The sequence below is a fragment of the Streptomyces sp. NPDC047022 genome (assembly GCF_040644155.1).
Taxonomy (GTDB): Bacteria; Actinomycetota; Actinomycetes; order Streptomycetales; family Streptomycetaceae; genus Streptomyces.
This window is the reverse complement of sequence record NZ_JBEYVV010000012.1, coordinates 54913-67571: the sequence shown is the minus strand read 5'-3', so window position 1 is coordinate 67571 and position 12659 is coordinate 54913. Positions and strand designations below refer to the sequence as shown.

Sequence of the window (12659 nt, the reverse complement as noted above, 5' to 3'; positions counted from 1 at the left end):
CTTCCTCCAGCCAAGCCTTCAAAGTCTTTGAGAGCTTTCGAAAGTCAGAGCCCTCGAAAGTCTTCGAACCGAAGCCTCCGACGGGGAGCCACGCATGACCACTGCACGGGACCTGCTGATCGTCGCCCTGGACGCCACCCCGGGCCGTCCCCCGGAGCAGGGCGACCTGTCGCTCTCGCTCGCCGGCGCCGAACTGCTCGACCTCCTCGACGCCCGGGCCCTCACGCTGGACGGAGACCTGATCGTTCCGGGCGACCGGCCCGCCACCGACGACCGCCTGCTGGTCGAGGCCGGGTCAGCACTCGTACGGCAGACGCCGTACGAGTCGGTCGAGGACTGGCTGTGGCGCAGGGGCTGCGGGCTGGCCCCGGCGTATCTGGCCGCCTTCGAGGAGGAAGGCCAGTTCGCGCGGCAGCGCCGCCGCTGGCTGCCGTCGTGGACCGGGGTCGCGACGCTGGTCGACTCCTCGGACCGGCGTCAGGCAGCGGAGCGGTGGGCGGCGCGGGAGCCGGTGCTCGTCACGCTCGCCTCGTTCGCCGGCGTCCATGAGGCCCCGGAGGGCCAACTGCCCGAACTGCCCGGACTGCCCGAGGAGACCGACCCGGCCGTGACGACGGTGCTGGCCGGGGTGGACGACGCGGTCACGGAACTGACGGCCGTACGGCAGCGGCGGGACATCGAGAACGCCGCCTTCGACAACATCTGGAGGGCCCCGTAGGCACCCTCAGACTTCCGGCGGCTGGGACAAGGCGGCCTTGACCTGCCGCGTGCTCTCGTCGGCGAGGACCTCCGTCCGGTTCTCCTCCAGCGCGCGCATGGTCTGCTCAGCGACGTCCTCGGCACTGATCTTGGGAGCGTCGGTCCAGGCCGCCATCTCCGTCTCCACGAATCCGGCGTGCACGCCCACCACCAAGGTGCCCTGGTCCCGCAGGCCCTCGCGCAGTGCGTTGGTCAAGGACCACTGCGCCGCCTTGGACGCCGCGTACCCCGGCCAGCCGGGACGGCCGAGCCAGGACGCGACCGACAGCATGTTCGCCAGCGCGCCGCCCCCGTTGCGGGCCAGGACGGGGGCGAAGGCACGGCTGACGGACCAGGTGCCGTAGAGGTTGACCTCCATCGCGTCACGGGCCCCGTCGAACGAGCCGTCGAAGAGCCTGGTGCCCCAGCCGCCCACACCGGCGTTGTTGATCACGATCGAGACGTCACTCGCGGTCGCGGCGGCCTCGGCGACCTGCTCCGGCTGGGTGACATCGAGGCGCAACGGAATGAAATCGGCGTCGGTGACGCTCGCCGGGTCCCGTACGCCCGCGTACACCTTGGACGCTCCATGGTCGAGCAACGCCCGGGCGAACGCCCTTCCGATGCCGCGGTTCGCGCCCGTGACCAGCGCCGCCGCTCCATTGATGTCCATCGCTCCTCCTTCGCCGCCTCCATGTGACGAGGTGTGCGAGGTATTTCAGGTGTTCCAGGTATCCCAGGGTTTACGCTCCGGTCGAGGCGCGAATAGGCCCCCGACTCACCAACCATCACGCGTGGTACGACCGCTCGCGACCGCTGGCCGACAGCCCCGAGGTGCTTTCGGCCGGCGGTCGCCGTACGGCCGAGCGGTTTCACTCGTCCGTGATGACCCGGGACACGTGGTACTGGCGGATCCGCCACCTGTCCTGTTCACGCCGGAGAACCAGCGACATGTGCACCGGCGCCGCCCAGCCGTCCGGGTCGCTGAAGGTCACGTCCGCGAATCCGCCGGCCGTCTCCTCTCCGATCGTGTACGTGCTCACCACGGTGACCTGGGCCGAACGGTTCTCGGGGACCGCTTCGTAATAGCCGCGCACCGCGTCGCGCCCGCTCATGACCTCGGGTCCGAAGCCTTGGAACAGGGCGTCCCGCGTGAACAGGTTGGCCATGGCGTCGATCTGGTGTCCGTCGAAGGCGGCCTTCCATTCGTCGAGGACGGCGTACATCGGGTCGGTGGGGTGAGTCATGAGTCCATCTCCTGGGAGGTGAGTGGGGGGGTGAGTGGGGGGTGAGGTGAGTGGGGGGTGAGCAGACAGGAAAGGCAGGGGCGGGGGATCGGTGATCGATAGACGACCGGTCTAGTAATGACTGAAAGGTACGCGACCGCGGAAGCCCTTCGCAATACTGGGAGGCGGACATCACTCCCCTGAGAGGTGACGTTCACTTGGCATATACAACATCACCTGCCAGAATGGTGATGTGAACCTGGACCACGCCTTTCCCTGCGGAAGCCCCGCCCTTGACTTCGCCGCGACGCTGCGTGCGCGCCGTACGGTCCGGTTCGAGATGCTCGTGTCACCGGACCGGCTGGACGCCTGGTACGTCGAGTCCGGGATCGTCGACGCCGTCACGCCGAGCCGTGAGGCCGATGTGGAGCGGGCGATCGAGGTCCGGGAGGCCGTCTACGAACTGGTCACCGCCCGGCTCGCCGGGGAGGAGTACGACCGGGGCGCGCTCGCGACCGTGAACGGCGCGGCCCGCAAACCGGCCGCCACGCCCCAGCTCACCCTGTCGGGGAGATGGACGGACGCGACGCCCGAGGAAGCCCTGTCCACCGTTGCGCGCCATGCCGTCGAACTCCTGAGCGGGCCGGATGTGCCGCTGATGAAGGAGTGCGGCAACCCGGAGTGCACGCGTGTCTATATCGACCGGTCACGCGGTATGCGTCGTCACTGGTGCGGCATGGATTCCTGCGGCAACAAACTCAAGGCGCAGGCGTATCGCGCGCGCAAGAAGCAGGCCCGGACGTCCGTCGCCGACTGAAGGCGGTCTGAGCGACCGCCCAGGGGCCGGTGCTTGGACGCTCCCCGGGGGCGGTGCTCCTCAGTAGCTCAGCGGTGTCCGAGGTTGTCGGCGGCGACGACCGCCTCGGCGAACGCCTGCGGGGCCTCCTGCGGCACGTTGTGCCCGATTCCCTTCAGGGTCCGGTGCAGATAGGCGCCCGAGAACTTGGCGCGGTATGCCGAGCCGTCGCCCGGGGGTGTGAACGGGTCGAGTTCGCCGTCGAGCGTGACCGTCGGAACGCCGATGACGGGGCCCTTGGCGAGCTGCCGCTCGAGGGCGTCGTAGCGAGGATCGCCCGGTGCCAGGCCGAGCCTCCAGCGGTAGTTGTCGACCACGATGGCCACGTAGTCCGGGTTGTCGAAGGCGGCGGCGGTGCGGTCGAACGTGGCGTCGTCGAAGTTCCAGGTGGGCGAGTTGAACTTCCAGACGAGTTTGGCCAGGTCGCGCCGGTACTGCTTGTTCTCCAGCCCGAGCCGTCCCCGTTCCGTGGAGAAGTAGTACTGGTACCACCACGCCCACTCGGCCTTCGGCGGCTGGGGCTGCTTGTTGGCCTCCCGGTTGGTTATCAGGTAGCCGGTCACGGAGACCAGCGCCTTGCATCGATCCGGCCAGAGCGCCGCGATGATGTCACCGGTCCGCGACCCCCAGTCGAATCCGGCGAGGACGGCCTTCCCGATCCCGAGTGCGTCCATCAGGGCGATGACGTCGCGGGCGATCACCGACTGCTGGGCGTTGCGGAAGGTCTTGTCGGACAGGAAGCGCGTCGTGCCGTGCCCGCGGAAGTACGGGACGATCACCCGGTAGCCCTGGGCGGCGAGCCGGGGGGCCACGTCGACGTAGCTGTGAATGTCGTACGGCCAGCCGTGCATCAGGATCACCGCGGGCCCGTGCGCGGGTCCGGCCTCGGCGTAGCCGACGTCCAGTACGCCCGCCCGGATCTGCCGCAGTGGGCCGAACGAGGTATTCACCTGTCCTGCCGCCGCCTGCGCCGCTGACCGCGCCCCGCCCGGCGCGGGCTGCGCCGCCCGGGCCGACGACACGCTCAAGCCTGTCATCGCCGACGCCCCGGCCACACCGGCGCCCGTGACCTTGCCGAAGCTCCGCCTGCTGAACATCCGCGACCTTCTCTCCTCAGTCGTACGGCTGTGACGTCCGCGTGCGAAACCCCGGTCTCCTGTCCGAATCGCGGGATCCCGGGGTCCGCCATAGGCTCGTGGCAAGACCTTTGCATGAGGGGTGTCACCTGTCAAACCGGTGACGGAATGGATGCTGCTTCGCTTGTGGGTTCACTATCGGCTACGTACATCACCGTCTTGACTGGTGACTAGCGGTGCTGCCACTATCCATCACTAGTTGAACCGGTGATGGTTCATTCCGAGGCTTCAAGGAAGTGGGAACCCCCATGGCTGCCATGTACACAGGTGTCGTCACAGTGATCGGAGAGGGCCGTGACGGAGGCCGGGTGCGGGCCGAGGACGGTCTGCTCGAGACCGGGCTCGCCATCCCGAAGGAGCTCGGCGGGGCCGGTGGTGCCACCAATCCCGAGCAGCTGTTCGCGGCGGGCTGGTCGGCCTGCTTCGTGGGCGCGGTCAGAAGGGCCGCGGCCCTGCGGAAGGTCACTCTCGAGGGCGTTTCGGTCCAGGCATCGGTCACGCTGCACCACGAGGATCCGGACGACTACGGCCTCAGCGCCGTGCTGCGGCTCGAACTGAGCGGCGTGGCCCAGCGGACGGCGGACGAACTCGGTGCCGCCGCACACCGGTTGTGCCCGTACTCCAAGGCCACCCGCGGCAACATCCCCGTCACCATCGAAGCGGTCGCCGTCTAGCGTCCCGGTCGGGAGTGCCGGGAGTGCCGGGAGTACCGGGCGTCGCGGCGGGGCGGACGCTGGGCGTCGGGGCATTCATCGCAGGGGGTATGACAGTGGCAGGTGCCGGAGGCCGGCGCCGTTCTCACCCTGGAGTGCGCATGAGTGACAAGGTCGGGCTGTCGACGTGGCCCACCCCGCTGGAACCGATGCCCCGGCTGGCGGCGGCGCTGGGCCTTGGCGGGGACGACCTGTGGGTCAAGCGGGACGACCTCACCGGCCTGGGCGGTGGCGGGAACAAGGTCCGCAAGCTGGAACGGATCATCGCAGCCGCCCTCGGGGAGGGGGCGGACACCCTGGTCACCACCGGTGCGGCCCAGAGCAATCACGCTCGTCTCACCGCGGCCGCCGGGGCCCGTCTCGGACTTGAGGTCGTGCTCGTCTTCCCCGGCGCACCCGGCAGCGCCGCGGGCGGCTCCGGGAACCTCGTGCTCGACGGCCTCTTCGGGGCGAGGATCTTCTGGGCCGGGGACGGGGCGCCAAGTGCTCTGGCCGACGTCGCCGAGGAGGTCTGCCGGAGGCTTCGGGGCGAGGGCGCCCGCCCGTACCTGATCCCGTTCGGGGGTTCGAGTCCCCTGGGTGCCCGGGGCTACGCCGACTGCGGCGCCGAACTGCAAGCCCAACTGCCGGATGCGGACCACGTGGTGGTGGCCCTGGGCTCGGGCGGCACGATGGCCGGACTGGTCGGCGCTCTGGGGGAGCGGAGGGTCCTCGGCGTGCACTGCGGGGCGGTGGGGGACCCGGCCGGCACGGTCGCCGGTCTCGCGGGCGCGATCACCGGCCGCAGCGTCCTGGTGAACTCCCTGCGCATCCGCACCGATCAGGTCGGTGCCGGATACGGAGTGCTGCACGAACCGGTGCTGGAGGCCATGCGGACGGCCGCGACCAGCGAGGGCCTCGTCCTCGATCCGGTCTACAGCGGGCGCGCCATGGCCGGGCTGCTCGCGGCCGTACGGGAGGGCGACATCCGCCGAGGCGAGCGCATCGTGTTCCTCCACACCGGCGGTCTGCCCGGACTGTTCGGGCACACCGAGACCGTGCACCGGACCGTCACCGCCCTGCGCTCCTACGAGGCCGACTGATCCGGCCCCCCCCCCCGCGCATCAGCTCTTCGGGCGTACGGCGGCAACTGCCGTACGCCCGAAGCGTCAACGCGTCAGCGCCACAATGCCTCAGCGCCAAAACGCGTCAGCGCTGCGAGGCCGACACGCTCAGCCCTCCTCCTGCTCCACGACGTCCACGACCTCTACGACGACCTTCTCCGCCTTCGGCGCGGCGACGCCGATGACACCGGCGGGCGCGTCGGCCGACGGGCCGGGCGCCCCCTTCTGGTTCATCGAGGACAGCAACTGCCGTGCGATTCCCAGCCCGGTGCCGCCCATCGTCAGGGCCTTGGCGAACATGTCGGCCATTCCGTCGGCGCCATTGAGCAGCACCATGTTGTCGACGTTGCCGAACGCGGACGCACCCGCCTGGACGATCTCCGGCCACCTCTCGGCGAGTTGCTGGGCGACCACGGCCTCCTGGTTCTCGGCGAGGGCCGAGGCGCGCGCCTTGATGGCCTCGGCCTCGGCCAGACCCTTGGCCTTGGTCGCCTCGGCGTCCGCCAGGCCCCTGGCCTGAGCCGCCGCCGCCTCCGCCTCACCGGTGGCCCGGGTCGCCGCCGCGGTGGCCGCACCCCGGGTCTTGGTGGCCTCGGCCTCGGCGCCCGCGGCCGTCTTCACCTGGGTCGCCTCGGCCGCCGCCGCGAGTTCGGTCTCCTTCGCCTTGGCCTGTGCCGCGGAGATCCGCGCGTCACGCTCGGCCTCGGCGAGCGTGCGCTTCTCGTACGCCTTGGCGTCGGCGGGCTTGCGGACGTCGGCCTGGAGCTGCTGTTCGCGCCGGTGCGCTTCCAGCTCCGCGACCCGGGTCTCCTGCACCACGACCTCCTGGCGGGCCGCGGCGTCGGCGAGCGGACCGGCCTGGCGTGCCTTGGCGGCAGCCTTGTCGCGCTCGGCCTGGTATCCGGCCTGGAGGATCTCGCTGTCCCTGGTCGCCTCCGCCATCCGCGCGAACGACTTCTGCTCGGCCTCGGTGGCCAGGCGGTTCGACTCGGCCTGCGCGATGCGAGCGTCCCGCTGTACGGCCGCCGCGTGCGGCGCGGCCAGGTTCTGGATGTAGCCCGTCGGGTCCTCGATCTCGTGGATCTGCAGCGAGTCGACGATCAGGCCCAGCTTCTCCATCTCCGTGCCGCAGGCGGCCCGGGTCTGCCCGGTGAGCTTCTCCCGGTCCCGGATCATGTCCTCGACCGTCAACCCGCCCACGATGGAGCGGAGATGACCCGCGAACACGATGTGCACACGCTCCGACATCAGCTTCTGCTGGTCGAGGAAGCGGCGGGCGGCGTTGGCGATCGACACGAAGTCGTCACCCACCTTGAAGATGACCACGCCCCGCACCTTCAGCGGAATGCCCTGGTGCGTCACACAGTCCACGTGCAGTTGGGTCTCGTTGAGGTCGAGCGAGAGCTTGCGTACCGCCTGTACACCCGGCAGCACCAGAGTGCCGCGCCCCGTGACGATGCGGAAGCCCATCCCTTCCTCGATGCCCTCGGTCCGATGCTTCGAACCGGAGATGATCAGTGCTTCGTTGGGCTCCGCGACTCGCCACATGAGCTTGAAGACACCAACGATGAAAGCCAGCGCGAGGAGTACTGCCCCCGCCACGACGCCGATGACCATCGGCATACGCCCCCTTTGCATGGTGCCGGGTCGGCACCGAACGAAGGTGAGTGTGCGCCCGTGCAAGTCCGGGGTGAAGACGCTGACGGATCCTTGTTGCAATCTTGACGCGGAGGGCTCTCACCTGCGGGGAGGCGGGCTCAACTGTCGTATGCCGGCTCGACGTAGACGGTCCGCGGTGGGAGGTACTCCATCACCATCACCACGGTGCCGCGCTCTATCCGGGCGCTACCGTCCGAGGCGTAGGCGAGGAAGTGCTCCGCTCCGCCGCGCACTCGGACGATCACCTCGCCGACCAGTCCGGGCCCGACGGTACCCGTGACACGCCCCATCAAGCCGACCATCGACGCATCGTCCATGGGCACAGGGTACGGCGGGCGGGGACCGACACGTCCTACGCTGCCCGTGATTCCGCGGCCGTCTCCCGCGGCGGCCACAGCTCGTGCCACCTCAGCTCCGCCTCCAGCTGAGCGGCCAGTGACACCAGGAGCGCTTCACTGCCCGCCGGGCCCAGCAGTTGGGCGCCCACCGGCAGCGCTCCCGAGCCGTCCCGCCCCCGCTCTGCCTGCGACATGCCACCGCCGACGAAACCGGCGGGGACGTTGACCCCGGGCCAGCCCAGCACGTTCCACGGCCATGCGTACGGGCAGGCGGCGATCATCGCGCGGTCGGTGTTCCAGCCGTTCATATGGGCCAGGGTTCCGATGCGCGGCGGGGGAGCGGCCGTGGTGGGAGCGAGGATGACGTCGTAGGTCGCGAAGAGCGCACCGACCCTGCGCTGCAACGCGGCCTCCGCGCGCCGTGCCACCCGCAGCGGCGCCCCGCTCAGGAGCCGGCCGAGGCGGGCGCTTTCGCGGGTGCGCCGATCGAGCAGAGCGGGATTCGGCGCGTCACGGACCCACTCGGCGACACCTGCGGTCGCCCGCGGTACGAACGTGAGCGCGATCTGCCCATAGCGCGGATCCGCCTCCTCGACCATGTGCCCGAGCCCGGCCAGCCTTTCACCGAGCGCGCGGATCCGTTCCTGGATACGGGGGTCGAGCCGGGCGGGGACCGCCGTGAAGGGAGGCTTCAGCGAGAGCGCGATCCGCAGGCGGCCCGGGTCGCGCCCCACCGCCGCCGACACGTCCAGCGCGGGCGGCCGGTGCAGATCGCCCGCGTGATTGCCGCTCGCCGCGTCGAGGAGCAGCGCCGCGTCGGCCACCGTACGGGCGAGTGTGCCGTTGACGGTGATGCCGTGGAAGGACTCGGCGCGCGGCCAGGTGGAGATACGGCCCCGCTGGGGCTTGATGCCGACCAGATGGGTCCAGGCGGCCGGGATACGGACCGACCCGGCGCCGTCGGAGCCCAGCGCGGCCGGTACCAGGCCCGCGGCGACCGCCGCGGCGGAGCCGCCGGACGAGCCGCCCGGGGTGTGGCCGAGGTGCCAGGGATTGCGGGTGGCGCCGAACGCGGGCCCCTCGGTGAACGGCCACTGGCCGAGCTCGCAGGTGTTGGTCTTGCCGACGATGACGGCTCCCGCCGCGCGTAGCCTGCGTATCGCCTCGCCGTCCTCGGCCACCGGCGGGAACTCTCCCGGGCAGCCGAACGCGGTGGGCTCGCCCGCCACGTCCATGTCGTCCTTGACGGCGACAGGCACACCGAGCAACGGCCTGCGCACGCCCGACGCCAGCTCCCGGTCGGCCGCGTCCGCCTCGGCGAGCGCGGACTCGGCACGCACCAGACGAAAGGCGTTCACCGAGGGCTGGGCCGCCTCGATCCGGGCCAGCGTGCGCTCCACCAGCTGACGGGACGTCACCATGCCCTCGGCAAGGTCGCGTACACAGTCGGCAAGCCCGGGGCTGCGGTCGGGAGCCATGCGGACACCTCCGTGAGTCATTCGTTCACCGAAGGGTAACCTACGGTAACCTTTGGGCGAGTTGCATGGCATGGAACGTGCAACGTCCTTTGTACATACGGAAGTTGAGGCGTAAACAGCATGCGAACCAGGAGGGGTCGAAGAAGGACCCTTGTGCAAGTTCTGCAAGGATGCGCCGCGTGATGGCGCAGATACCGGAACCACCCGCCCCCTCCTCGGCGGTGCCCTCCGCCGCGCCGACGAGCGCAGATGTGGCACGCCTGGCCGGAGTCTCGCGTGCCACCGTTTCCTATGTCCTGAACAACTCCAGCGCCGTACGCATCAGCGAGGCGACCCGTCGCCGGGTCCAGGAGGCGGCCGAGGAACTCGGGTACGTTCCGCACGCCGCGGCACGCAGCCTGCGCGCCGGGCACAGCCGCATGGTGCTCATGCCGTCCCCGAGCGTGCCGGCGGGGCCCCTCTACAGTCAGTTCTTCAACGACCTGCAGTGGGCCCTCGGCCGGCTCGACTACACGGTCGTGCAGTACGGCGGCATGGGTCTGCGCGGCGACGAGGCCGCCCGCGCCTGGGCCGAGCTGCGGCCGGTCGCGGTCATCGTGCCCGGCGGCGGGCTCGGGCCGCAGGGCGTGCACGTCCTCAAGCGCTCAGGAGCACGAGCCGTCGTCATCATGGGACCCGAATGCATCGAGGGCGCCCACACGCTTCTCCTGGACCACGGCGAGGTCGGGCACAGTGCCGGTGTGCACCTGCTGGCCAGGGGGCGGCGCCGGATCGGAGTGGTGACCCCTCGGGAACCGGGGCTCGACGCATTCTCCGGGCCCAGGCTGGACGGGGTGCGACGGGCCGTCGACGGAACCGCGGCGACCGTCACCGAGCTGCCGCTCGCCTACCGGGAGGACGCCGCCGCCGGACTGGCCGGGCGCTGGCGCTCCCTGGGGCTGGACGCGGTCTTCACCTACAACGACGAGTACGCGCAGCTGCTGATGCGCGCGCTCCAGGACGAACGCGTGAGCGTCCCGGACGAGACCGCCGTGGTGGGCGCGGACGACCTGATGCTCGGGCGGCTGCTGCGCCCACGGCTGAGCACGGTCCATATCGAACTGCCTTCCGGGCAGGACCTTGCCGAGCTGGTCGACCGCGCGGTGCGCGATCCGGCATGTGCGCCGCGGGTGCACGACTCCCTCGGGGCGCGCGTCGTGCACCGGGAATCCAGCTGATCACGCGATGCGCGCGGTGCACCCGAAAGCATGAGCGCGCGGCGCACGAGAGCCGTCAAGCTCGCGGCGCACGCGGAGCGTGAAACGCGCGGCGCACGCGATGTGCGCGAGCGCGTGACACACGTACGGCAGGCACACAGCTCGAGCGTGCCTGCCGTACCGCGCGGCCGTCGGATGCGGCCCGAGGGTCACGCCTCGCTCTGCCCGGCCTCCGCCTGCTGCTGGGCGACCGCCTTGCGGACCTCGTCCATGTCCAGCTTGCGGGCCTGCCCGATGACATCGTCGAGGGCGTCCTGCGGGAGTGCGCCCGGCTGGGCGAACACGGCCACCTGGTCCCGGACGATCATGAGCGTCGGAATCGACTGGATACCGAAGGCCGCCGCGAGCTCGGGCTGTGCCTCGGTGTCCACCTTGCCGAACACCAGGTCGGGGTTCGCCTCGGCGGCCTTCTCATAGACCGGGGCGAACTGGCGGCACGGCCCGCACCAGGACGCCCAGAAATCGATCAGGACGAAGCCGTTGTCCTTGACCGTCTGGTCGAAGTTCTCCTTGGTGAGCTCCACGGTGCTGCTCATGGCGTTGTCCCTCTTCCTGGGGTCTGGGGTGAGCCGCTGTCCACAACGACGGCGCGGGATGGTGTATTCCGGTCTGTATCCCCGCGCACGTACCCCATGTGGCAACCGCGCACACCAACAACCACACTGGGCGCATGACGGAAACGGAATCCATCGCCTACGACGTAGTGGTGCTCGGTGCCGGGCCCGTGGGGGAGAACGTCGCCGACCGCACCCGTGCGGCCGGTCTCTCCACGGCCATCGTGGAGAGCGAACTGGTCGGCGGCGAATGCTCGTACTGGGCGTGCATGCCCAGCAAAGCCCTGCTGCGGCCCGTGATCGCCCGCGCCGACGCCCGCCGCGTCCCCGGCCTCGACCATATGGTGCGGGGCCCGCTCGACGTGCCCGCGGTCCTGGCCCACCGCGACTACGAGGTCTCCGACTGGAAGGACGACGGCCAGGTCGCCTGGGTGGAGGGTATCGGCGCCGACCTGTACCGCGGCCAGGGACGGCTCGCCGGACCGCGCACGGTCACGGTGACGGGCCCGGACGGCGAACAGCGCGTGCTCACCGCCCGGCATGCCGTGGCCGTGTGCACGGGCAGCGGCGCCCTGTTGCCGGACCTGCCCGGGCTCGCCGAGGTGAACCCGTGGACGAGCCGCGAGGCGACGAGCGCGAAGTCCGCCCCCGGAAGGCTGATCGTCGTGGGCGGCGGCGTGGTCGCGGCCGAGATGGCCACGGCCTGGCTGGCGCTGGGCTCCCAGGTGACCATGCTGGTCCGCGGCAAGGGCCTGCTGTCGCGCATGGAGCCCTTCGCCGGGGAACTGGTCGCCGAGGCGCTCACGGAGGCGGGCGCGGACGTACGCACCGGGACCTCCGTGGAATCGGTGCGGCGTGAGGGCGACACGGTCGTCGTCGTCACGGACACCGGTGACCACCTCGAAGCGGACGAGATCCTCTTCGCCACCGGCCGGGTACCGCGCACCGAGGACATCGGCCTCGAAACGGTCGGTCTGGAGCCCGGTTCCTGGCTGTCGGTGGACGACTCCCTGCGCGTGACGGACAGCGAATGGCTGTACGCGATCGGTGACGTCAACCGCCGCGCGCTTCTCACCCACCAGGGCAAGTACCAGGCGCGTATCGCGGGTGCGGCCATCGCCGCCCGCGCCGCGGGGGTCCCGCTGCTGGAGACGGACCGCTGGGGCGCCCACGCGGCGACCGCGGACCATGACGCGGTTCCGCAGGTCGTCTTCACCGACCCGGAGGCGGCGGCCGTGGGCCTGTCACTGGCGGAGGCGGAGGAGGCGGGCCGCCGGGTGCGGGCCGTCGACGTCGACCTGCGGTCGGTCGCGGGCGCGGGCCTGTACGCCGACGGCTACCGAGGCCGGGCCCGTATGGTCGTGGACCTGGACAGCGAGACCCTGCTGGGCGTCACCTTCGTCGGCCCCGGGGTCGGCGAGATGATCCACTCCGCGAGCATCGCGGTAGCCGGTGAGGTGCCGATCAACCGTCTGTGGCATGCGGTGCCGTCGTATCCGACGATCAGCGAGGTGTGGCTGCGACTGCTGGAGGCATACCGGGGGTGATTTCCCCGAGCCTCCCTCTCCCGCCCGCCGCGGGCACCCGGCGGCGGACGGGAGA

13 protein-coding genes are annotated in these 12659 nt (G+C 70.7%); 6 read left to right on the top strand and 7 right to left on the bottom strand.

What is annotated here, in order from left to right; translation table 11 throughout:
- Window positions 1-94 precede the first annotated feature (94 nt).
- Window positions 95-718, top strand: coding sequence for a GPP34 family phosphoprotein (locus tag ABZ845_RS15595; RefSeq protein ID WP_360978824.1), 624 nt, complete (start codon window positions 95-97; stop codon window positions 716-718).
- A 6-nt stretch (window positions 719-724) separates the two neighbouring features.
- Here ABZ845_RS15595 and ABZ845_RS15590 read toward each other — a convergent pair whose 3' ends face one another.
- Both ABZ845_RS15590 and ABZ845_RS15585 read right to left on the bottom strand, forming a co-directional pair.
- The gene (locus ABZ845_RS15590) at window positions 725-1411 is read right to left on the bottom strand and encodes an SDR family oxidoreductase (RefSeq protein WP_360978821.1); all 687 of its coding nucleotides are present in this window, start codon (window positions 1409-1411) and stop codon (window positions 725-727) included.
- Window positions 1412-1610: 199 nt separating this feature from the next.
- Window positions 1611-1985: an SgcJ/EcaC family oxidoreductase gene (locus tag ABZ845_RS15585; RefSeq protein WP_360978818.1), complete on the bottom strand. Its 375-nt coding sequence runs from the start codon at window positions 1983-1985 to the stop codon at window positions 1611-1613.
- A gap of 232 nt (window positions 1986-2217) precedes the next feature.
- Here ABZ845_RS15585 and ABZ845_RS15580 point away from each other — a divergent pair, with 232 nt between their 5' ends.
- Window positions 2218-2781 carry a CGNR zinc finger domain-containing protein gene (locus ABZ845_RS15580; protein ID WP_360978815.1) on the top strand — a complete coding sequence of 188 codons (564 nt, stop codon included), beginning with the start codon at window positions 2218-2220 and terminating at the stop codon, window positions 2779-2781.
- Between the two features lie 68 nt (window positions 2782-2849).
- Here ABZ845_RS15580 and ABZ845_RS15575 read toward each other — a convergent pair whose 3' ends face one another.
- Window positions 2850-3917 carry an alpha/beta hydrolase gene (locus ABZ845_RS15575; RefSeq protein ID WP_360978813.1) on the bottom strand — a complete coding sequence of 356 codons (1068 nt, stop codon included), beginning with the start codon at window positions 3915-3917 and terminating at the stop codon, window positions 2850-2852.
- Between the two features lie 287 nt (window positions 3918-4204).
- On the opposite strand from ABZ845_RS15575, the gene ABZ845_RS15570 reads away from it, so the two are divergent.
- Both ABZ845_RS15570 and ABZ845_RS15565 read left to right on the top strand, forming a co-directional pair.
- On the top strand, window positions 4205-4630 hold the full coding sequence (locus ABZ845_RS15570) for an Ohr family peroxiredoxin (protein WP_360978810.1): 426 nt from the start codon (window positions 4205-4207) through the stop codon (window positions 4628-4630).
- A 140-nt stretch (window positions 4631-4770) separates the two neighbouring features.
- Window positions 4771-5751: a D-cysteine desulfhydrase family protein gene (locus ABZ845_RS15565; protein ID WP_360978807.1), complete on the top strand. Its 981-nt coding sequence runs from the start codon at window positions 4771-4773 to the stop codon at window positions 5749-5751.
- A 129-nt stretch (window positions 5752-5880) separates the two neighbouring features.
- On the opposite strand, the gene ABZ845_RS15560 is transcribed toward ABZ845_RS15565, so the two are convergent.
- The 3 genes from ABZ845_RS15560 to ABZ845_RS15550 all read right to left on the bottom strand — a co-directional run bounded on the left by ABZ845_RS15560 (window position 5881) and on the right by ABZ845_RS15550 (window position 9247).
- Window positions 5881-7395: an SPFH domain-containing protein gene (locus ABZ845_RS15560; RefSeq protein WP_360978804.1), complete on the bottom strand. Its 1515-nt coding sequence runs from the start codon at window positions 7393-7395 to the stop codon at window positions 5881-5883.
- A 134-nt stretch (window positions 7396-7529) separates the two neighbouring features.
- A complete protein-coding gene (locus tag ABZ845_RS15555) occupies window positions 7530-7748 on the bottom strand; it encodes a hypothetical protein (RefSeq protein ID WP_360978801.1) in 219 nt (72 codons plus the stop codon).
- 35 nt (window positions 7749-7783) lie between these two features.
- Window positions 7784-9247 (bottom strand): amidase, encoded by a 1464-nt coding sequence (locus ABZ845_RS15550; RefSeq protein WP_360978799.1) that lies wholly within the window; start codon window positions 9245-9247, stop codon window positions 7784-7786.
- Window positions 9248-9429: 182 nt separating this feature from the next.
- On the opposite strand from ABZ845_RS15550, the gene ABZ845_RS15545 reads away from it, so the two are divergent.
- Window positions 9430-10464, top strand: a complete 1035-nt coding sequence (locus ABZ845_RS15545; protein WP_360978796.1) for a LacI family DNA-binding transcriptional regulator — start codon at window positions 9430-9432, stop codon at window positions 10462-10464.
- Window positions 10465-10652: 188 nt separating this feature from the next.
- On the opposite strand, the gene trxA is transcribed toward ABZ845_RS15545, so the two are convergent.
- Window positions 10653-11039: a thioredoxin gene (gene trxA / locus ABZ845_RS15540; protein ID WP_360978793.1), complete on the bottom strand. Its 387-nt coding sequence runs from the start codon at window positions 11037-11039 to the stop codon at window positions 10653-10655.
- A 134-nt stretch (window positions 11040-11173) separates the two neighbouring features.
- On the opposite strand from trxA, the gene ABZ845_RS15535 reads away from it, so the two are divergent.
- Window positions 11174-12604, top strand: coding sequence for an NAD(P)/FAD-dependent oxidoreductase (locus ABZ845_RS15535; RefSeq protein WP_360978790.1), 1431 nt, complete (start codon window positions 11174-11176; stop codon window positions 12602-12604).
- The last annotated feature ends 55 nt before the right edge of the window (window positions 12605-12659 follow it).

Coding starts and splice junctions, on each gene's coding strand:
- ABZ845_RS15595 (WP_360978824.1), top strand. CDS start 95: ATGACCACTGCACGGGACCTGCTGATCGTCGCCCTGGACGCCACCCCG.
- ABZ845_RS15590 (WP_360978821.1), bottom strand. CDS start 1,411: ATGGACATCAATGGAGCGGCGGCGCTGGTCACGGGCGCGAACCGCGGC.
- ABZ845_RS15585 (WP_360978818.1), bottom strand. CDS start 1,985: ATGACTCACCCCACCGACCCGATGTACGCCGTCCTCGACGAATGGAAG.
- ABZ845_RS15575 (WP_360978813.1), bottom strand. CDS start 3,917: ATGTTCAGCAGGCGGAGCTTCGGCAAGGTCACGGGCGCCGGTGTGGCC.
- ABZ845_RS15570 (WP_360978810.1), top strand. CDS start 4,205: ATGGCTGCCATGTACACAGGTGTCGTCACAGTGATCGGAGAGGGCCGT.
- ABZ845_RS15565 (WP_360978807.1), top strand. CDS start 4,771: ATGAGTGACAAGGTCGGGCTGTCGACGTGGCCCACCCCGCTGGAACCG.
- ABZ845_RS15560 (WP_360978804.1), bottom strand. CDS start 7,395: ATGCCGATGGTCATCGGCGTCGTGGCGGGGGCAGTACTCCTCGCGCTG.
- ABZ845_RS15555 (WP_360978801.1), bottom strand. CDS start 7,748: ATGGACGATGCGTCGATGGTCGGCTTGATGGGGCGTGTCACGGGTACC.
- ABZ845_RS15550 (WP_360978799.1), bottom strand. CDS start 9,247: ATGGCTCCCGACCGCAGCCCCGGGCTTGCCGACTGTGTACGCGACCTT.
- ABZ845_RS15545 (WP_360978796.1), top strand. CDS start 9,430: ATGGCGCAGATACCGGAACCACCCGCCCCCTCCTCGGCGGTGCCCTCC.
- trxA (WP_360978793.1), bottom strand. CDS start 11,039: ATGAGCAGCACCGTGGAGCTCACCAAGGAGAACTTCGACCAGACGGTC.
- ABZ845_RS15535 (WP_360978790.1), top strand. CDS start 11,174: ATGACGGAAACGGAATCCATCGCCTACGACGTAGTGGTGCTCGGTGCC.